General features: G+C 39.9%; 18 protein-coding genes. 10 read left to right on the top strand and 8 right to left on the bottom strand.

Annotated elements, in window-relative coordinates; genetic code table 11:
- Window positions 1-197: 197 nt before the first annotated feature.
- A complete protein-coding gene (locus H5164_RS03545; protein WP_124016833.1) occupies window positions 198-701 on the bottom strand; it encodes an outer membrane protein assembly factor BamE in 504 nt (167 codons plus the stop codon).
- Window positions 702-1,008: 307 nt separating this feature from the next.
- Between H5164_RS03545 and H5164_RS03540 the strand changes: the two genes are divergently transcribed.
- From H5164_RS03540 to H5164_RS03515, 6 genes are all read left to right on the top strand, one after another.
- On the top strand, window positions 1,009-1,845 hold the full coding sequence (locus H5164_RS03540) for an SAM-dependent methyltransferase (RefSeq protein ID WP_182754822.1): 837 nt from the start codon (window positions 1,009-1,011) through the stop codon (window positions 1,843-1,845).
- Window positions 1,846-2,174: 329 nt separating this feature from the next.
- Window positions 2,175-2,387 carry a hypothetical protein gene (locus H5164_RS03535; protein WP_124016835.1) on the top strand — a complete coding sequence of 71 codons (213 nt, stop codon included), beginning with the start codon at window positions 2,175-2,177 and terminating at the stop codon, window positions 2,385-2,387.
- 6 nt (window positions 2,388-2,393) lie between these two features.
- Window positions 2,394-4,142 (top strand): GGDEF domain-containing protein, encoded by a 1,749-nt coding sequence (locus tag H5164_RS03530; RefSeq protein WP_124016836.1) that lies wholly within the window; start codon window positions 2,394-2,396, stop codon window positions 4,140-4,142.
- A 1,688-nt stretch (window positions 4,143-5,830) separates the two neighbouring features.
- Window positions 5,831-7,483: a malate synthase A gene (aceB, locus tag H5164_RS03525; protein WP_124016837.1), complete on the top strand. Its 1,653-nt coding sequence runs from the start codon at window positions 5,831-5,833 to the stop codon at window positions 7,481-7,483.
- Between the two features lie 91 nt (window positions 7,484-7,574).
- Window positions 7,575-8,891: an isocitrate lyase gene (aceA, locus tag H5164_RS03520; protein WP_182697954.1), complete on the top strand. Its 1,317-nt coding sequence runs from the start codon at window positions 7,575-7,577 to the stop codon at window positions 8,889-8,891.
- Window positions 8,892-9,388: 497 nt separating this feature from the next.
- On the top strand, window positions 9,389-10,843 hold the full coding sequence (locus tag H5164_RS03515; protein ID WP_124017010.1) for an HDOD domain-containing protein: 1,455 nt from the start codon (window positions 9,389-9,391) through the stop codon (window positions 10,841-10,843).
- A 124-nt stretch (window positions 10,844-10,967) separates the two neighbouring features.
- On the opposite strand, the gene H5164_RS03510 is transcribed toward H5164_RS03515, so the two are convergent.
- From H5164_RS03510 to H5164_RS03495, 4 genes are all read right to left on the bottom strand, one after another.
- Entirely contained in the window at window positions 10,968-11,573 is a 606-nt protein-coding gene (locus H5164_RS03510; RefSeq protein ID WP_124016839.1) for a nuclear transport factor 2 family protein, read from the bottom strand.
- A 45-nt stretch (window positions 11,574-11,618) separates the two neighbouring features.
- A complete protein-coding gene (locus H5164_RS03505) occupies window positions 11,619-12,443 on the bottom strand; it encodes a M90 family metallopeptidase (RefSeq protein ID WP_182754820.1) in 825 nt (274 codons plus the stop codon).
- A gap of 343 nt (window positions 12,444-12,786) precedes the next feature.
- Window positions 12,787-13,200, bottom strand: coding sequence for a CopG family transcriptional regulator (locus tag H5164_RS03500; protein ID WP_124016841.1), 414 nt, complete (start codon window positions 13,198-13,200; stop codon window positions 12,787-12,789).
- Window positions 13,160-13,906 (bottom strand): AAA family ATPase, encoded by a 747-nt coding sequence (locus tag H5164_RS03495; RefSeq protein WP_182697958.1) that lies wholly within the window; start codon window positions 13,904-13,906, stop codon window positions 13,160-13,162. Before H5164_RS03495 ends, H5164_RS03500 begins: the two co-directional genes overlap by 41 nt.
- Before the next feature lie 430 nt (window positions 13,907-14,336).
- On the opposite strand from H5164_RS03495, the gene H5164_RS03490 reads away from it, so the two are divergent.
- Entirely contained in the window at window positions 14,337-14,549 is a 213-nt protein-coding gene (locus tag H5164_RS03490; RefSeq protein WP_041413444.1) for a DUF3820 family protein, read from the top strand.
- 192 nt (window positions 14,550-14,741) lie between these two features.
- Here H5164_RS03490 and H5164_RS03485 read toward each other — a convergent pair whose 3' ends face one another.
- The 3 genes from H5164_RS03485 to H5164_RS03475 all read right to left on the bottom strand — a co-directional run bounded on the left by H5164_RS03485 (window position 14,742) and on the right by H5164_RS03475 (window position 17,755).
- The gene (locus H5164_RS03485) at window positions 14,742-15,239 is read right to left on the bottom strand and encodes a GNAT family N-acetyltransferase (RefSeq protein ID WP_124016843.1); all 498 of its coding nucleotides are present in this window, start codon (window positions 15,237-15,239) and stop codon (window positions 14,742-14,744) included.
- A 57-nt stretch (window positions 15,240-15,296) separates the two neighbouring features.
- Window positions 15,297-15,599: an NrfJ gene (locus H5164_RS03480; RefSeq protein ID WP_124016844.1), complete on the bottom strand. Its 303-nt coding sequence runs from the start codon at window positions 15,597-15,599 to the stop codon at window positions 15,297-15,299.
- A gap of 419 nt (window positions 15,600-16,018) precedes the next feature.
- A complete protein-coding gene (locus H5164_RS03475) occupies window positions 16,019-17,755 on the bottom strand; it encodes a bifunctional UDP-sugar hydrolase/5'-nucleotidase (RefSeq protein ID WP_182754818.1) in 1,737 nt (578 codons plus the stop codon).
- Between the two features lie 177 nt (window positions 17,756-17,932).
- Here H5164_RS03475 and H5164_RS03470 point away from each other — a divergent pair, with 177 nt between their 5' ends.
- Genes H5164_RS03470 through H5164_RS03460 form a run of 3 tightly spaced genes read left to right on the top strand, consistent with a single transcriptional unit; the run spans window position 17,933 to window position 20,833 of the window.
- Window positions 17,933-19,054: a bifunctional tRNA (adenosine(37)-C2)-methyltransferase TrmG/ribosomal RNA large subunit methyltransferase RlmN gene (locus H5164_RS03470; RefSeq protein ID WP_124016846.1), complete on the top strand. Its 1,122-nt coding sequence runs from the start codon at window positions 17,933-17,935 to the stop codon at window positions 19,052-19,054.
- 31 nt (window positions 19,055-19,085) lie between these two features.
- Window positions 19,086-19,871: a type IV pilus biogenesis/stability protein PilW gene (gene pilW / locus H5164_RS03465; protein WP_182697961.1), complete on the top strand. Its 786-nt coding sequence runs from the start codon at window positions 19,086-19,088 to the stop codon at window positions 19,869-19,871.
- On the top strand, window positions 19,871-20,833 hold the full coding sequence (locus H5164_RS03460; protein ID WP_182722005.1) for a RodZ domain-containing protein: 963 nt from the start codon (window positions 19,871-19,873) through the stop codon (window positions 20,831-20,833). Before pilW ends, H5164_RS03460 begins: the two co-directional genes overlap by 1 nt.
- Window positions 20,834-20,852: the final 19 nt, after the last annotated feature.

The raw sequence follows: 20,852 nt of genomic DNA, 5'->3' as shown, positions 1-20,852 counted from the left end.
AAAGTTTGCAAAATAAATCGTCTATGTTAATTTTTAAATAGGTTAAGCACAGTTATTTTGGTTAATTTATCCATGTGTTAACGCTAGTTTAAGGTTAACTCGATTGATGTGTGGCAATGAAAAAACGCCAAAAAAAAGCAGGACTCTCATGAGAGGTCCTGCTTTTTTTTGGCATAAATCACATGTTATTGTGTGGCTTATGTTGGTGTATTATCATTTTCTGCCTGGTTCTTTAATGCCGGACGTTGTTCTTCAACTAACGGTTTTGCATCTGGGCGAATTTCAGGTAGTAAAGGCTTCATATCTGGGTCGTTAACGGACGGCAATGAGCTTTGTTCCAGCGGAGTATTAAATTCTTTACTGAGATCGTAATCGCCGCTAACACTGGAAATTGTGTCGCCATTAAAGTGAATGATCAATTCTTTATGAGTAATGCTAGCATCTCGACCACTTTTGAAATGATAGACATAGTACCAAGTGTCATCAGAGAAGCTGTCGCGTAATACTGGGCGACCTAAAATATATTCTGCTTGTGCTTTAGTCATGTCGACACGAAGTTTTTCGACTTGTTGTGTTTCCATGTAGTTGCCTTGTGGCACATCTGGTTTATATATTAACCAGTCAAATACACTGCATCCGCTAAGAGATAATGAAAGCGCTACTGCGCTTACAAGGGTAAGACTTTGTTTTTTGTTTATCATTGTCTGCGCTACTTCCTAAATTCTGTCGGTCATCATACCCAAGCTGTCCCTATGCTGACAAGGGTCTATTAAAAGATGTTGTGGCTTTGAGTCAATTTAGCGCCCTAAGTTCCATTTTTTCAGTAAATAAATCTAAGGTAAATTTTCATATTTATTTAACGCATTACAGCAAATGTTGGTAGGATGTTGTTAAATCGTTCAATTTAAACGATCGAACTAAATTATGTCACTATTAAGTGCTATATCTAACTAAGCATTTATTATTAATAACTTTATCCAAGTTGCAGCGCTCAAAAAAGAAACAACAATGACTATTCAACAATCGCAAAATGCAACATTATCCAATGTAAAAAAAGGCCGTCTGATTTGTGTTGGAACAGGATTGCAGTTAGCAGGGCAAATAGGCGCGTTGAGTTTGAGTTATATTGAGCATGCTGATGTGGTGTTTTCGTTAGTGCCCGATGGTTTTTCTGAACGATGGCTAATGTCGCTTAATTCTGACGTGCGTTCGCTGCAGCCTTATTACGCACAATGCGGCGAGATAAAAAACCGCCGTGCCACTTATGCTGAAATGGTTAATGCTGTTTTGTGTGAAGTACGCCTAGGTAAGTTAGTCGTATGCGCCTTATATGGTCATCCTGGGGTATTTGCTTGTGTTGGGCATTTATCCATAAAACAAGCTCGTTTGGAGGGGTATGATGCGAGTATGTTACCGGGTATTTCTGCGGAAGCTTGTTTGTGGGCTGACTTAGGTATCGATCCTGGTAATAGTGGCCATCAAAGTTTTGAAGCGACTCAGTTCATGATTTATCATCATGTGCCCGATCCTACTACGCATCTTTTACTGTGGCAGATAGCCCTAGCGGGTGAACATACTTTGACTCAATTTAGTACGACTAAAGCAAGGTTACAGATTTTGGTTGAGCACTTAACGCAATGGTATCCTCTTGATCATCAAGTGGTGATATATGAAGCCGCAAATTTGCCGTTTCAATCACCAGTAATCGAGCGCATGGCTTTGTCGTCTTTACCTGAGGCTAGCTTGACCCCAATTAGCACACTATTGATCCCTCCAGCTAAACAGATCACATTAAACCATGAGATGTTGGCTAAGTTAGGTATCACCGAATCAGATATAGGTTAAGTATCTGTTAACATTAAAAGATATTATGGCATAATCGTGCTCTACGCTGAATGTTTTGGCTTATATCTTGACCTGATATAGACAGCAGATTAATTGAAGATGAAGTTGCAATTGTTAATTTTTTTATAGTCAGTTTTTTGTTAAAATTGTTAGCCGATACAAGTTAACAACTATCAACGTTTGTTGTTAAACTGACTTGAGTGTAAAGTACGCACAAGTTTAAAAAGCTAGTTAAATCAGTTGAATGTACTTTATGTGTTGAATTGTCTGATGTTATGTCATTATGCCCATAAATTAACAATAAAATTATTAAAACAGAGAGTGACAATATGTCAAACATGAGTGCCTTTTTTACTGAGCTTGCGACTAATGCCCTGTTATTAGAAGCATATAAGCTTGATCCTCGTGCTGTCATGAAATCAAATGGATTAACACAAGAAGAGATTGACGCTGTAATGTCGGGAGATAAAGCACGTGTGAGCCAGTTAGTTGGTGATAAAGACATGGCTATGTACATGATTATAACTAACCCTACAGAGTAATTATTCTTGCATCATACATCGAGGTATTTTTTTATTATCATCGTGTTGCTTTTTAGCCGCGCGGCGATAGCTGACAATATCGATTATGATAAAGAACTCGATACTATTGAACAATATTTGGCGACAGATACTGGTTATGCAATTAAAAAGATTGAAACCGTATTAGCCTCTGAATCGTCACTTACCTCATCACAACACAGCCGCCTACATAGGTTGGTCGGTTCCAAAGAACTTTATTTAGGTCATTTTGTCGCAGCAGATAAAGCTTTCGATGAAGCACTGATAGACGGTCCAACTGGTGAAGAACTCACCAATATTTATCTATTGAAAATCACTGCAAATATTGGGCTTAGCAACTACCAAAAAGCCTTTTCTCTTCTGGAAGAAAATCTTTCTCGTATTGATAACTATCAAAACCAAAGTATCAAAATAAAGTCTTATAACCGTCTGATGAATGTGTATTTACAGCTGGGCGCTTATGATGAAATGTTACGTATAGCAAAATTGTCGCTGAATTTAAATCAAGGTAAAGACCCAAAAGATCAATGTTATTCAATGTTATACCTGTCAGTGGCCCATTCAAAGTTAGCTCATTTTGACCAAGCGGATACATTATTTAAAGACACTCAAGCTTATTGTAAAGATCATGGTCTGCCATTAATTGAAATCATGTCTATTAGAGGCTTGGCTACAGTGTTGTTTGATAAAGGACAATATGAGGCTGCAGAAAGTTTGTATCTTGTTGCTTTAGAGCGTTACCAAAAGTTTAAATTTGAAGTTGAGATTAATGAGATAAGGTCTTATTTAAGTGTTATTTATTTTCATTTAGGCGATTACCAACAAGCTGAAATGTATGCGCAAATGGTTAATGCGTTACCTAATAAACCCAGTAACATGATAGTGAAAAAACGAGTTAACGAAACTCTTTCTTTAATTGCAGGTAAACGCGGGCAATTTGATAAAGCATACCAGTTTCAAGTTGTCGCTTCTGCACTTGGCCAGCAGCTGCTTGATGAGCAGAAAGTCAAAGAAAATGCTTATCAAATGGCTCGCTTTGATAGTGTTGAAAAAAGCCGTGAAAATAGCAGTTTGATCCAAGATCACGAGTTACTGATGAAACAAAAAGATTTGTTTATGAAGGAAAAAAGTTCATCTATCATGTTCTCTACTTTACTTGTAGGTCTTTCTGTCGGTTTATTATTGTTATTGATCTCGGCTTGGCTGCAACGTAATCAATTTATGAAACAAGCGCAGCGAGATGGATTAACCGGTATTTTTAATCGCCGTACTGGACAAGAAATGGCGGAAAATGAATTTATTCAAGCTCAAACAATAGGTGAAAGATTCTCTGTTGTGTTAATGGATCTTGATCTATTTAAAAATATTAATGACCAATATGGCCACGGTACAGGTGACTGGGTATTAAAAAAAGTGACTAATGTCATCGAGGGCATGTTGAAACCGACAGATATTTTTACCCGAATGGGCGGCGAAGAGTTTGCTGTCTTTATGCCAAAGCAAGCCGAAGATATGGCTGTTGATTTTGCCGAACGTATTCGTAATGAGGTAGCCAATATTAACACTCGTTTCTCTGGACACGATTTTACGGTCACAGTCAGTTGTGGTGTCAGCACTGTTACTAAAGATGACTTAAGCCTTGATCCTTTAATTCATCGTGCTGATTTAGCCCTTTATCGAGCCAAACATAATGGTCGAAACTGCGTAATATCTTATGACGACACCATGAAGCCTTAATCATCAGCTAAGCTGGGTTCATCATCAAAAGTCATCACACAAGCCCTTCGATAGCGACCATGCGTTCTACAACCTCATCACATTATCAGCAATGCAGTCTATGACTAAATGCACACAGCAACAGTAAATGGCATAGTTGTTAATAGGCTACTTTGAAGTGTATAAGCTCAATTTCTGTATAATTGAAAAGCACTTTTTAGTGTTTGGTTAGCAGCATCTCCAGGTCATCTTACTCTTTGTACATTTTATTGTTAAAAACGATGGTAATTGTATCGCTATTACGCCATGTAGCGACTTCATTTTTACATAGAAATGTTATGTAAATCATATAGATAGTGCCTAAAGCGAGAGTAATGACTTACAACAAACACCTTCTATTTAAATAGCAAATACCATTTAGCGGATCTCTTCTGGTGGTGTTTATGGCTTATTTTTAGAGCGTCATCGCTTACGAATAAACCATAATTTGGTCTCACAAACTGCGGCAGATATAAATTGCCTTATATTGCGGCAAATATTGCGGCAAAATTTATCTTGAAGGAGCGACTGTTCTGAATAATATGAGGCGAGTGATATATTCTGCTGCTCGTTAACGGGTAAGATCTTACCAGACAGATAATCTCTATTAAGTAGAGTAGGGGCTAAGAATGAACACCCTATGCACCAAATTGCTTCAAAACAACTCTACCAAGTTATTACGACTACGACGAACAAGCACACTCCCTCTTTGATTCATTTCTGTGTCTCGTTATTGTTAATCGGTAAATTATCGACTATTTAAGTCACTTTCTGCCCGACCTCAAGCTGAATTTTGGCTGTTTTTCCTATCATCATGAGTTGCAATGCCATTTTCATTGTTTGGCTATTACTGCAATAAATCTCTGCTATTGCACCATTTTGGTTCTCTATTGCCCCATTTGTGATTGTTTTTAATTTTTTTCAAAAAAAATTCACCTTTATTTAAAACAAACCAATATAGCTGAACTTGTTGATCGGGTGACGTAACTCACATTTTTAATGACATTACCGCTGTATTTTTTAACGTTGACGTAAACGTAAATTTAAAACAGTTGTTTAAATTTGGGTTGTAAATGGATTTGTTTAAGCTTATGTTTTAAAACAATTAAAAGTGATTACGTACGGGTAAGCTAAAAACGTTATCAAATTGTTTCATTCACGAATATAGACTAAAGTTATGTAAAACAATATTTACAGTTAGTTTTTTTATTACAACCATTTTTACCAAAGTAATTTATTGGTCAATTGGTAAGATGAATTTCCAATGATTGATTTAAAGTATAAGCTCTAAAAGTTAAATCTTTTTATAAACAAGTATTTATGTGTGATTTTGTTGTTTGGTATTACCAATTTTCTGTGCTGATGACAGTCGTTTTTAACACGTTTTGGTAAACTGATAACTGTTGCAATTACAAACGTTTTTGGTTAGTTTTTAGTACGAAACAGACATTTGAAAGTTTTTGATTCAACGTCAGCTTCTTCAACGTCAGCTTCAACTTAATCTTATGAGTAAGCGGTTACTGGGCTCGATAAAAAGCATTCAATCGTTAAGTACAACAGTGATTCAGTTGATACAAGAATGTGGCATAAATGAGTTAGCAGTAGATAGCGTTATACAGTGAAGCATGACCACCAATATCAAAACAGACAGCATTTAGGGAGCCATTATTATGACGGCAGAACAACTAGTAGCCCAGTACAGTAAGTCCACAGCAAATGCTGATGATTCGGTTAAAACCGATCTCACTTTTATTGGCCCCACTGTTAATGGCCAAGAAGAGGTTTTTAATTCTGGTGCCGTGGCTTTCCTTGATTCGTTATGTGCCAAGTTTGTTGATGAAGTGCCAGAACTACTAAAACTGCGTAAGCAAAAGCAAGCACGTATTGATAATGGCGAACTACCAGACTTTTTACCTGAAACCCGTGCAATACGAGATGGCAATTGGACTATCCGTGGTATGCCTAATGATTTGACCGACAGACGAGTTGAAATTACCGGCCCGGTTGACCGTAAGATGATCATTAATGCCTTAAACGCCAATGTAAAAGTGTTTATGGCTGATTTTGAAGATTCATTAGCACCGAGCTGGCAAAAGATTGTTGAAGGTCAGATTAACCTTCGCGATGCCGTTCGTGGTGATATTGATTTTACCGCTCCAGAAACCGGTAAGCATTACTCGTTAAATCCAGATCCAGCAGTGTTAATTGCTCGAGTACGTGGTTTACACCTTATTGAAAAACACATTGAGTACAAAGGCACACCTATACCTGGTGGTTTAGTTGATTTTGCGATGTATTTTTATCACAACTACCGCCAACTTTTAGCCAAAAAATCAGGGCCTTATTTTTATATTCCTAAGCTAGAAAGTCATGTGGAAGCGCGTTGGTGGGCTAAAGTGTTTGCGTTTGTTGAAGAGCGTTTCTGCTTAGAACCTGGCACGATTAAATGTACCTGTTTAATTGAGACCTTGCCTGCAGTGTTTGAAATGGAAGAGATTCTTTATGAGCTTCGTTCAAACATAGTCGCACTAAACTGCGGTCGCTGGGACTATATCTTTAGTTACATAAAAACCTTAAAAAATTATCCAGATCGTGTTTTACCAGACCGTCAAGCAGTCACCATGGACACCAAGTTTTTAAGTGCCTATTCACGCTTATTGATTAAAACCTGCCATAAGCGTGGTGCATTAGCGATGGGCGGAATGGCGGCATTTATTCCAGCAAAAGATGAAGCGACTAACGAGCTGGTACTGCAAAAAGTACGTGGTGATAAAGAATTAGAAGCTCGCAATGGCCACGATGGCACTTGGGTGGCTCATCCTGGTTTAGCTGATACCGCAATGAAAATTTTCAATGATTACATTGGTGGTGATAGAACCAATCAATTGCACATTACTCGTGATGTTGATGCGCCGATTTTAGCCAGTGAGTTACTTGAACCTTGCGATGGTGAAAAAACCGAAGCGGGCATGCGTTTGAATATTCGCATTGCATTGCAGTACATCGAAGCATGGATCCAGGGCAATGGTTGCGTACCCATTTACGGTTTGATGGAAGATGCTGCTACGGCAGAAATATCACGCACCTCTATTTGGCAATGGATTCAACATGGCAAAAGTCTATCAAATGGCAAGCTTGTCACTAAAGCATTATTTAAAGATATGTTGAAAGAAGAAATGGCCAACGTTAAGAAGGAACTCGGCGCAGAACGCTTTAATGCAGGCCAGTTCGCTAAAGCATCAACGTTATTTGAACAAATTACTACCTCAGATGAGTTAGTTGATTTCTTAACATTACCCGGATACGAACTGTTAACGGCTTAATGCCAGTAACAGAATATTAATTACAACACGACTGAATTAAGCAAAGTTGAACGATTCACTTTGCTACCCTCACACAGAAAGGAGCGACACTATGACTACACAACTAACTCGTCAGCAACAGGTTGATGCAATTAAGAAAGATTGGGCTGAAAATCCACGTTGGAAATCTGTTAAGCGTCCTTTTACTGCTGAAGAAGTTGTCGCATTACGTGGATCTGTTGTACCAGAAAACACGATTGCTAAAATGGGTGCTGCAAAATTGTGGGAACTGGTTAACGGCGGCGCTAAAAAAGGCTACGTAAACTCGCTGGGTGCACTTACTGGTGGTCAAGCAGTACAACAAGCAAAAGCAGGTATCGAAGCAATATACCTATCAGGCTGGCAGGTTGCTGCGGACGCTAACTTAGCGGGCACCATGTATCCTGATCAATCACTTTACCCAGCAAACTCAGTTCCAGCGGTTGTGAGCCGTATTAATAACTCATTCCGCCGAGCTGACCAAATTCAATGGGGCAAAGAAGTTAATCCTGGTGATGACAATTATACTGATTATTTTTTACCAATCGTTGCAGATGCTGAAGCCGGTTTTGGTGGCGTACTGAATGCTTTCGAACTAATGAAGTCGATGATTGATGCTGGTGCTGCTGGGGTTCACTTTGAAGACCAACTCGCGTCGGTTAAAAAGTGTGGTCACATGGGCGGTAAAGTTCTTGTTCCAACCCAAGAAGCAGTACAAAAGCTTGTTGCTGCGCGTTTAGCTGCAGATGTGAGCGGTGTTGATACGTTAGTTATTGCACGTACTGATGCCAATGCTGCAGATTTAATGACTTCAGATTGTGATGAATATGACCGTGACTTTGTAACTGGCGAACGCACTAGCGAAGGTTTCTACCGTGTCAAAGCGGGTTTAGACCAAGCCATTTCTCGTGGTCTTGCGTATGCTCCGTATGCTGATTTAATTTGGTGTGAAACGGCTAAACCTTGTCTTGAAGAAGCGAAGAAGTTTGCTGATGCTATTCATGCTAAGTACCCAGATCAACTATTAGCTTATAACTGTTCTCCATCATTTAACTGGAAGAAGAACCTAGATGACGTCACGATTGCTAAATTCCAGCAAGAGCTGTCTAACATGGGTTACAAGTATCAGTTCATCACGTTAGCGGGCATTCATAACATGTGGTACAACATGTTCGATTTAGCCTATGACTATGCTCGCGGTGAAGGCATGAAGCATTATGTTGAAAAAGTTCAAGAACTTGAATTTGCTGCGGCTAAGAAAGGTTATACCTTCGTATCGCATCAGCAAGAAGTGGGTACTGGTTACTTTGACCAAGTCACAACCTGTATTCAAGGTGGTAAATCATCAGTAACAGCGCTAACAGGTTCTACTGAAGAAGAACAGTTTTAACCTATAGTCCCAACCGTTTTACAAGTTTAGTCACTTTGTGGCTGTTGTAACCCCGTGCAGCTCACCTACAGGCAGCACGGGATTTTTATCCAAGGATGTTGGATTATAAGTTTTACTTAGTTGTTAATCCTGATTGTTTGGCTACTTCCTACCCGTAAGCTTTTTAACCACATTATTTGTGATTGCGGCTCTTGTGAGCCGTTTTTTTTTGCTTAATTTTTATCTCATGCTTGTTACTCTGCACATCAAACAGATTCAACTCAAATTACGTTCACTAAAATATAAATAAAGTGACGCAGTTAGCACATCATTTACTAACCATGAGAGTGATTGCGACTTATTCATTGGTTTATTGCCACGTCATTTGAAAGCAAATATCGTTGTTTTACTTTGATACGTGAGCTAGCTTGCTCTAATGACAATCTCTACAAGACACTGTGTTGAAATTGAGTATACTAAATCAATATTTGTTACATTTAGGTTAAATTTTGAAGGCGATGACTCAGCAAAAAGGGGCTGATTATTGGACCAAGCGTATCAGTGATCAAGAAATGCCTGCATTATGTTCCACAGTGCGTGATTTAGAAAAGCTGGCTAAAGACGATGTATCTTCATTATCTTTACTCGGTCGAAGTGTCATGCACGACAACGCACTTACCTCGCGAATTTTGCGAGTAGCAAACAGTGCTACCTACAATAAAGGTATTAATCCGGTGTCGACTGTCAGCCGCGCAGCCGTAGTACTCGGATTTGATACTATTCGTAATATTTGCATTACCGCAAAACTACTGACCAGTTTACTCGAAAACAAACATCTGAGTGCCAGTGTTTATCAACGCTTGTTAAAGCTGATGGCGCAATCTTTTCAGGCGGCCATGCTCGCCAGAATGATGATGAGCGATCGAGGAGAATCGTTACGTGAAGAAGTTTTTATCGCTTCTTTGTTGTATCGCATCGGTGAAAGTGCTTTTTGGAGCATGGGCGGTGAGCTAACCGAACAGCTAGATAAAAAACTGTTATCAACCGATGATAAAATAGAGCAAAACTCATTGATACGAGCTGAACTTGGTACGTCATTTATTCAGCTTACCCAGAGTATTGCCAGAAGCTGGGGGTTAGGTGACGTGTTAATTAAATCGTTAACGCAGCCAGATGAACGTATGCCCGAAATCCGTTGTATTTTTTTAGCCGATAAGTTATCGGAGATAGTATCGCAACCTAACGTTAATGCTGAAGAGTTGCATAAGCGCTTATCCCAAGCCGCCGATATGTTAGACATCAGTGTGGCTAAATTTACTGAAAAGTTTATTGATTGCAGTGAAACAACCCATAAGCTAGCTATCGAATACGGTGCTAAAGCGATTGTGTCTTATTTACCTCATACCGCTAATGTATTAGACAATATTGATGCTCCAGTTGTGCCTTCTGAGGTACGTGAAACCAATCACGCTTATCAATTAAGTAAACTGAGGCAATTAACCCATTACGCTGCGGTAAAAACTGATTTTAATCAAATCATGCACACGACATTAGAGGGCATGTTAACCGGTGTTGGTTTAGACCGATGCGGTGTATTGTTATTATCACCGAGTCGTAAACTATTACAGCCAAGAGTGATGATGGGCGATGGCGCTGAATTATTAAAGCAAGCATTTGTGATTGAACTTGATGATCCTCAATCGGTTTTTACTCAGTGCATTGGGCAAAAAAAGAGCTTTTGGGTTAATGCACCAACCAGCAATGAATGCAAAGTACAAGTAGATGATGTGCTTGTGGAACGATTTTCCCAAAATGGATTTCTATTAGCACCATTATCTGTTGGAAATAAAGTATTAGGCTTGTTTTATGCCGATAGGTTGGGCTCTGGGCGTCATTTTGAACAAGATGATTTTGACAGTTTTACTCACTTTAGTGAGTTGGCAAATGTGTGTTTTGCGGTGTCGATGGCATAACAAGGCTATTTAGTTATTGACTATTATTGGGTGGGTTAAAGATTTATCACTGGATATTAAGCATCTGCTCTTAAACAAAAGGGTGACCGTGATAATAAACATGGTCCCCCTGATGAACTGATGATTATTGCATAATTAAGCTAGTAATACGTTTAGCTTTGTCGTTTGGTATCGGAAAGCTCAAATGATATTGTGCTATTTTCCAACCATCAACCGTTTGAACTAATGCACCTGTTCCTCGGCTAATGCCATATTCTGGGCTATAAAGCTGTTCGTCAAATACAATGGTATCGTCAATTTGCAGTAAGTGGCGAGACTTTACATCGTAACGCCAACCTTGAGTGGGTTTGGCATAGCGTTCAAACTCAAGCATATCCCATCGTTCTGACTTATCAGTACCAATAAACACTGCTTGTGGGTGATAAAGACTAAAATAAGTCGTCCAGTCAGCTGCTGCTGCGCTTTCATGTAACTGGTTTAATAAAGCGCTGACGGCTTGGCTGTCTTTTGCAGATAAACCTTGGCTGTCAATTAATTCATTTGCCTGGCTAATATTCTTAATCACGGCTTCGCTTTCGGAGCTTACTTGTTGGCTCACTTGCTTGTTTTTTGGTTCGGTTTGGCTTTGACCAAGTGAGGTGTCATCGGCTTCTGTTGCATGCAAGTCGAAGGCTGCTACTGTGGTCATTAACACCGCAATAAATCCAAGTCTGTTAATGATTGATTGCATAGTATTCCTTTTACGTTATGAATTATTATTATGTTGATGACTTGTCTAATGCCAATTTATTGGATCTAGCTGATAAAATTGGCTCAATTCTTTATATAATTGATTATGTTGTTGGTAAAACTCAATAGGTCGTTCAAAAAATGTTTCACTTATTACAGCAAAAAACTCTGCGGGATTAGTTGCGCCGTAATAATTGAATAATGACGGGATATGCTGTTGAGCGCAATGCTGAAGTTGTTTAAATTCCTGCCCCAGAGTAGCAGACCAAGAACGATATGAGGTGATATCTCGTAAAGGAGGCGCACCATTGGCGCTGCCATCTTCTTGGTCAAGTTGGTGAGCAAATTCATGAATAACCACATTGCTGCCATCAAACGGATCTGCAGCGCCTTCTACAGTGCTGTTCCATGACAACACTACCTTGCCATATTCCCAAGATTCACCCAGCAACACATTACGCTGAGTAGAATACACGCCTGCTATATCAGTGCGGTTTTGATGAACAATAAATGCACTTGGGTAGACCAAAATTTGTTTCAGTTTAGGATAGTAATCAGTTTTTCGATTGAGCAATAATAAACAGGCCTGGGCTGCTATGGTGACTTTTACTTCGTCATTTATGTCGAATCCGTCACAACCGACGAATTGTTTCTCATTAATAAACACTTGGATATGCTTTTTAAGCTGTAGCTGCAAGTCTGTTGGCATGGCTTTAAAGTAAGGAAAGCGCTTTTTTAATATATTACGCCATAGTGTTGGAAATGGTTTGCTAGCCACTATGCTACGTTGACGATTGAGGCGCCATTGACTACTGGTAATCCATCCAATAGCGGTCATTGATATAATGAGCAATGTTACAATCGCGATCATAGAAGGATCCTAATAGTCAAAAAGGTTTTTTGGTTTTTATTTCAAGCTTATACCTGTGCTGACAAGTTTTCGCACTACTCCGTGATGTTATTCGATAGCTTTAGCTGTGTTTGTTATAAAATTTTGCCCTGTGTGAGATTAATGGGGCTGTTTGTAAACAAATTCAAGCTTTAGCAAAAATTAACTCTAGGTGCTGGGCAAATATTAACTTGTGCAGCGGTATGAGAGGTTGAGTTTTTAGAAAAAAGCACTGGCTAATAAATATGACCGTCATATTTATTAGCCAGTGAAAGGGTGGGGGAGAAAGGGGAACATCCTGACCAATCACAAAGTAAATTAACGATTAATCTTTAAAATTAGCTTCTAAGCTTTTTTGTTGTAGTGGCGATAAGCTGAAATATTGTGAAATCAATTGTCTAATCAGTTTTGACTTTGCTATGCCGCCTTGCTGGCTAAGCAAGGCTAACTGAGTGATAGCTGTCTCGCTTAAAGTATAAGTGCAGCGCTTATAAGGTTGTTTTTTGTTGTTGCTATTTGATTTTATTGCTCCCAATTTCTGCGGGTATTTACGCTGTAGAAAATCGATTATATTCGTTTGACTCTCGGTGCCAACAACCTCAGAGGTTACCGCATGTCGAGCCCCACCTTTACCTGCGGCATAGAGATCTGCAGCCGCAATAAAGTCATCAATTGATACTGCTATGTTATTGGTTTGCTTACATGACGAAGCGTTTTTCTTGAGATCGGCTAGTCCCATAATTTCCTCCCAATGTGGTCACATTCGATGCTGTATTGCGCTGTTTAAGGAGTTGCTTTGCATCGGTAATCTCAAGTAATTCGCAAGCAATACTGCGCATCTCTTCTGCTGCTTTACCTTTGGGTTCTAATTCAAATACTGATAAGCCCGATTCCTCACTGTCGTCATAAATGTTACGACTGTAGTTAACTGCATCTAATACGTTAATATCGTAAGTACGACAAACATCTTTTGCTTCGCTGATTCTACTTGCTTGGTTAGGTAAGCTTGGGCATTGTGTGATTACAAATGATGCTTTCATTTTGGGATTTATCATCAAACAAGTGGACACAATATCGTCCATGTGGCTGACCGTTTTCAAGTCGCGACGTTTTGGTCTTAACGGCATTAATACATGTGATGCAACTGACATAGATGCTCGTAAGGCAAGGTTATCTTGACCACCACAATCGACAATTACATAGTCATAATGTTGCTCTAAGCTGAGGAGGTCATTACGGATTTTGCCATAAAGCTGTACGCAGTTTATCGCCGATAATTTGGGGTTGTTGTTACGAGCCTGGATCCAGTCTGATGTTGTTCTTTGTGGATCGCAGTCGACCATAATCACGCAGGCATCTGCCTCTTGGGTCAGGAACACCGCAATATTTTGCGCTAAACAGCTTTTACCGCTGCCGCCTTTCTCACCACCTACTAATATGATCATTTATACAGCCCTCCCAACCAAGTTTGTTACTTACCTAAAAATAATTCTAAACTCACTTTAAATACTGAATTAAGTTTGGTCAATTAGCTGATTTTTGACAGTTTTTTATAAATGTCGCCTAGATGTTTAATTGACTAAATTAGCTTGTACGGCAAAAAATTGACAACATGGTGTCGCACGCAGGAATGTTATTTAAAAGTTAAACTTTATAATCACTTAAAGCACTTTACTGAGGAACATGTACCCTATTACTGGCCAGCTAATTTGGCATATTATGCTTTCATATCTTGTTGATACACTTTTTACATCTTATTTTTACTTTTGTTATTCGAAATTGATATAAGTAATAGTTGGCGCTATAAGGGACTTTTTTACGGTTTGCAGCGTGTTACACTTGGGTTTTAGCCATCAAAGCTGTGGGACCGAAGTCATGAATGAACAACAATTATTAGAAGCGATTAATCAAACCATGCCATTTGGTAAATATGCTGGCCGTAAGTTACTGCAGTTGCCTGAACCTTATTTAGTGTGGTTTCATTCAAAAGGCTTTCCAGAAGGTAAGCTTGGTGAGCAGCTTGCATTAATGTATGAAGTGAAGCTCAATGGACTAGAAGAAATGCTGCAACCGCTTTTAAAGCGGTGAAGTTGGTAATAAGCGATGGCAAGCGATAACGAACGTAACAGCCCAGAGGCTAGGGCGAACTGCGTCCTGCTAGATCGCTACGCTGCTAAATAAAGCGGCCAAAGCGTTCGCTCGTTATCATCCTAGCATCTTGGCTTTTAACACTTATACCGTTACCGCTAGTTACCGCCCTTTTGAGGCCTCTCGTGGCGTTCAGAGCGCTTTTTTCATATAGAAACCGGTGAAAGTTTGGCCACGTTTTTGTTGGTAGCTGACTTGTTGTAAGGCAAAACCCATGGCCTCAAACAAAGCTCTAGATAAATATGACGCATCGACACTGACAAATGGATATTGTTGCTGCTGTGCCCAATGTTCAAGGTGTTGGTATAGCGAGCTTGCTATACCTTGATTTTGGAAGTTGGGGTGCACGTATAAACAGTCAATATAACCTTGGTGGTTAAAATGAGTTTCTAGGCTAATAAAACCGATGACCTGTTGCTTGTTTAATGCAATCCAAGCTTTATTTCGCTTGTATTGTAATTGCCAGAACTTAGCTGAACGGGGGGCTAATGACCATGCATCAAGTTTTAGTTTCGGGTATCTCGGATGTTCAATACCTTGCACAGCAGTATGGTATAACTGGCTTACTTGAGTAGCGTATGACGCTGAAAAATCAACGATTTGACTTGGTTGATTTATTGAGTTTTTCATAAAAAAGACCAATCGGTAAGATTGGTCAATTATGTAAGATTTTTGCGATAAAACGTACTATTTTTTATTAATGTTGCCAACAAACATGATTTTATCAAATGTTCTGTTTAGGCTTGAACTTTTAAAATCGGTCATCCACATTTGCTCAGACACTTCAACTTTATCGCCTTTATTCACTTCAGTTTGTGGGCCTGCTGCCCAGTATGTTTTGTCGGCTTCTTTTAGCTGAACATAGGTGTAACCGCCACCATTCATAGTGTCGATGACTTCTGCTTGATGCAAAGCACCTTGTGCCCACACAGAGGAAACACCTAAAGCCAAAGTGGCTGCGGCAGCAAATGCGATTAATTTAGCTTTCATGTATGTATTCCTATTTTATCTACAGATGACACTGGATAACGAGATTGGCTCAATTTTATGCTATTTAACCATCTCAGCTGATTATGGTCTGTGATCTAGCACGAATAATTGTTATCTGCCAGTGGCTAGGTATTATCACTAGATGGTTTAATCGTGATGGCTAATGTAGTGAACATTAGCAAATAGTTGCCCACTCTTAAGTTGTCGATACCGGCTGACAAAGTCGTAAAAGCCGCTGGCAGCGTTTGAGTGTGCCAGTGGCTAGGTATTATCACTAGTTGATTTAATCGTGATGGCTAATGAAGTGAACATTAGCAAATAGTTGCACAGTAATAAGCTGTCCATGCTGGCTTGTAAAGTCGTAAAAGCCGCTGGCAGCGTTTGAGTGTGCCAGCGGTTAGGTATTACCACTAGATGGTTTAATCGTGATGGCTAATGTAGTGAACATTAGCAAATAGTTGCCCAGTAATAAGGTGTCCATGCTGGCTTACAAAATCGATAAAAGCTTCAGGCAGTGTTTGATTACTAATGGGTTGCTGCCAATGAGCATGTAATAATGCCTCGTATCCTTCTTTACCTGCAGCAGTATAAGAACTTGATACTCCCAAATACAGCTTATTAGGTTCTAGTGTTTGCCATTGATCGTCTTTGTAGATATCAATCTGAGTTATCCTTAAGCCTTTAGCTTGCTTACCGTCATAAAAGTAGCGCAGGCCATAAGGGTAGGGGAAACTGCCTGCGCCTGTACCCATTATGCCGTTATTGGTCGCGGAGTTTATCGCGGACTCTAATGCTTCGATAACGTATTTACCTTGAATTTTATATAAGGTAAGAGGGAGTTCAAAAGGCAAAATTCGTCCCACAACATCAGCTAAAGATAATTGGCCTTTGTTCAGTGACTGTCTTACCCCACCAGCATTGTGCAAGGCAAAATCTATTGTTGGTTCAATATTTTTAGCCGCTTTATACATGCTTCGACTGACCCACGGGGCGATTTCACTGCCATGAGGTAAGTGTTTACTTGGTAAGCGAGTATGGACAAAGTCCCGAGGAATATGGCCAAGGATTTGATTTTCTATCGCATCTAATGATGGTCTGTATTGAGTATGGATTACTGAGTGAATATGTTCATCATGTTGTGCGTCTTTAATGCTCGGATGAGCAAAAAGTTGTTTGACTAAGGTTGCGGCAGTATTACTGTCTGTGGCATCACCGTCTTTGGTGGTTACTGTGATGTTTTCATCGACCATAAAATAGTTATTGCCCTGTAATTCAACTATTTTGCCATGTTGATCAAAACATATTTCAGCCAAGCCAATTGTTTCTGCATATTTACCTGCATGTAAAATAGGCGTTGAATTAATCGTTTCTGCATAAGGAATATTACTCCAACCAATATCACTCAGTTGGCCTTGCAGTGTATGAGAATGACCGCCAACAATTAAGCTGATCCCATCAACTTTTGCAGCAAGTTCTCGATCTTGATCTAAGCCTAAATGGCTCAATACTATAATGTGATAGATACCCTGCTGGTGTAAGCGTTGTATTGTCCGCAAAGTCGTGTCGATGGCGTTGGCAAAGTGGGTGTCAGGATCGGGCCGTGCAATTAAGCGCATTTGATCTAATGTAATACCAATAATGGCTAACTTAGTGTCATGAAATGGCTTAATTAATACTTTGGCTGTTTCAGTTGAGTCATCAAAATCGTACAGCATTGGATGGCCATAAAGTCGGCCCGATTTATGTCGGTCTTCTTGGCTGAGGTCCATATTGCCAGCTAGTACCGGAAAATCGATACGGTTTAGAAAAGCTTGAACTGGGCTATTGCCTGCATCGACTTCGTGATTACCTATTACCATAGCATCAGGTTTGAGTAAGTTTAGTAAATGCGCGTTGGCTGCACCTTTAAACTCTCTAAAATATAATGTCCCTTGAAAACTATCACCACCATGCAAAAAAATAAAAGGCGACTGTTTGATTGCTGCTTGTTGCCTGGCGTGTTCAATTTGATAACCTAAACGTGCATATCCGCCAGAATGTGCTTCGAGGGTATATGATTTTTGTTGATTCTCGAGGCTAAACTGAACGGGGCTGGGCTCAAAGTTAGAGTGGGTATCATTAATGTGGGCTAAAGTTAATGTGTAGCGTTGCTTCATAATTTCCCTCTTTAATTGGAAATCGATTCTAACATTATTTTACTCATGTTGGGCGCCAAACCAGGTGAATGTTTGATTTTTGATGCGATAACAAGGCTATTTGATTACTAGCTAATCTTGGCCAGCATCTGTATAATTTGCCGCCCTGTTAAAGGTTTGGTGTTTGAGGTTAGGCAGATGAGTGAAAAGAAAATCAATTTATTAGATCTTGATCGTAAAGGACTGCGAGCATTGTTCAGCGAGATGGGTGAAAAACCGTTTCGTGCCGATCAGTTAATGAAGTGGATTTATCACTTTGGCGTTACTGACTTCGAAGAAATGAACAATATAAATAAAGTATTGCGTGGTAAATTAGCGGCGCGATGCGAAATTGTCGCACCTGAGATTTCTAATTTCCAAAAGTCTGCTGATGGGACCATTAAATTTGCTATTAATGTTGGTCAGGGCCAAGAAGTCGAAACCGTCTATATTCCAGAAGAAGACCGAGCGACCTTGTGTGTGTCGTCACAAGTTGGTTGCGCTTTAGAATGTACTTTTTGCTCTACTGGTCAGCAAGGTTTTAACCGTAATTTAACCGTCGCTGAAATCATCGGTCAAGTTTGGCGAGTGTCGCAATTTTTAGGTTTCCATAAAGACACTGGCGATCGACCAATTTCAAACGTAGTGATGATGGGGATGGGCGAGCCTTTGCTTAACCTTGCTAACGTTATCCCTGCTATGGACATTATGTTAGATGATTTTGGCTTTAGTTTATCTAAGCGTCGAGTGACATTATCAACCTCGGGTGTGGTACCTGCACTTGATAAATTAGGTGATGTCATCGATGTGGCATTAGCCGTCAGTATCCATGCGCCTAACGATAAGTTACGTGACGTGCTCGTTCCGGTGAATAAAAAATACCCATTGCAAGAGTTTTTAGCGGGTATTCGTCGCTATTTAGAAAAGTCTAATGCAAACCGTGGCCGTGTCACGGTTGAGTATGTGATGCTTGATCATATAAATGACAGCACAGATCAAGCACATGAACTCGCTATCTTAATGAAAGATACGCCATGTAAGATTAACTTAATTCCGTTTAACCCGTATCCTGGTTCTCCGTATGGCCGTTCATCGAACTCACGCATTGACCGTTTTTCTAAAGTGTTAATGGAACATGGTCTAACCGTGATTGTGCGTAAAACGCGTGGTGACGATATTGATGCTGCTTGTGGTCAATTAGCCGGTGATATTCGTGATAGAACAAAGCGTTTAGCAAAAAAACAAATGCAACAGAGTCAGATTTCAGTCACAATGGAATAACTCGTTGTTTGCATAGATAATAGGCTTATAAATGAAGCATGGAATGCAAAAGGTTTGTTTAATGACTTTAGTGGCTTTGTCTGCCACTGCTTGTGTTACTGAGCGTACTTACAGTGGTACTGATACCCCTGTAGCTGAACGTCAGTTTGATAAGCAGGGAGCTGCTAGAGAACGTATGCAACTAGGACTGACTTATCTACAGCGTGGTAATAGCGAGCAAGCAAAGTATAATTTAAATAAAGCTGTTGAATATGCGCCGAACATCAGTGAAGTTCATATGGCAATGGCTTATTATTATCAAACCGTTGGCGATATTGAGCGAACGGAAGAGTCATACAAAAAAGCGATTAGTTTGAGTGATGTGACGGGTGATGCGCGTAACAATTTTGGGGTGTTTTTGTGCCAACAAAATAAGTTTGCCGAGTCTGAGAAAATGTTTCTTGCAGCCATAGAGACACCTCAATATACCCGTACCGCATCAAGTTATGAAAACTTAGGTGTATGCAGTCGCAAAGCCGGTAATAAAGAAAAAGCGCGACAGTATTTTAATATGGCGTTAAAGTATGATCCAAGACGTAAAGTCACATTATTAGAATTAACCGAGTTAGCCATGGAAGATGCTGACTACGGCGATGCGCGCGAACAACTCGCAAGATACCATCGAGTTGCTAGTGAATCAGCAGAAAGTTTAGCCTTAGGGATCAAGATTGAGCGGGCGGCGAACGATGTAGAGGCCGTAAAACGATTTGGCATTTTATTAATTGCGAAGTTTCCTGCATCTCCACAAGCCAAAAATTATAGAGCTAACTTGAATTAATGACTAAAGAATTCGAACAAGTAGAACAAGACGAAGAGAACGCGTCATTGTTAACAAATGTTGTTACTGCTGGGGCCATTTTAAAAGCGGCCCGCGAAGCAAAAGGGATCTCAATTGAGACCGTCGCAACTCAACTGCATTTACGCCCCAAGATCATTAATGATCTTGAAAATGACATCTTTGATAATATTGCCTCTACCACTTATGTGCGCGGCTATATTAAAAATTATGCTCGTGCAGTAAGTGCTGATATGAACAAAATTCAGCTATGTTTAAGCCAGCAATTACCTGAAATTGTTGCCCCTGAAATGCAAAGTTTTTCACGTAAGACGACGCATCAAGCTCGTAATAGCCGTCTAAATTTTGTGACTTACCTTATCATTGCCGTATTGATCGCCATGTTAGTATTGTGGTGGGTTCAAAAGTCATCGTTAATAACCAGTGTTGATTTATCTCAACCAACCGTTGAAGAAATTGCTGCTGGAAGTAACATGGCCCAACCGCAACAATTCATTAGAAGCGAAACTGAACAGTCTAGTGGTAATGAGCCAAGTAACGAAGCCAGTGCGAGTGCGGCAGAGGCTCCTAGCCAAGCTGCAATAGATGCTGAAGATAAGCTTATTCAAACGGCGCAAGATGCAGCCAGTACTTCACCTAGCAGTGTCGAAAGTGATAATGCACAAGCAGCATCAACAAGCTCAAGTTTAGTGAGTGGTGCAAGTGTATTAACCATTGAACTTTCAGGTGATTGTTGGGTTAATGTGACTGATGCCACAGGTAAAGTCATGGTTGATGGCGTGAAAAATTCAGCTCAGCGAATTGAAGTTCAAGGTACAAAACCGTTTAAAGTGATCCTAGGTGCACCTCAAGTCGCCAGTATCAGCCTCGATGGCAATAAAATCAGTCTAGCTGAATTTGCCAATGGTCGAGTAGCAAGATTAACCCTGCCTAAAGCGTCATAATGCTTTAGCAACTGCAGTA

The sequence above is a fragment of the Shewanella sp. SG41-3 genome (genome assembly GCF_014164545.1).
GTDB classification, from domain to species: domain Bacteria; phylum Pseudomonadota; class Gammaproteobacteria; order Enterobacterales; family Shewanellaceae; genus Shewanella; species Shewanella vesiculosa.
Note: the sequence above shows the minus strand (reverse complement) of the source record. Positions and strands in the feature narration are given on the sequence as shown.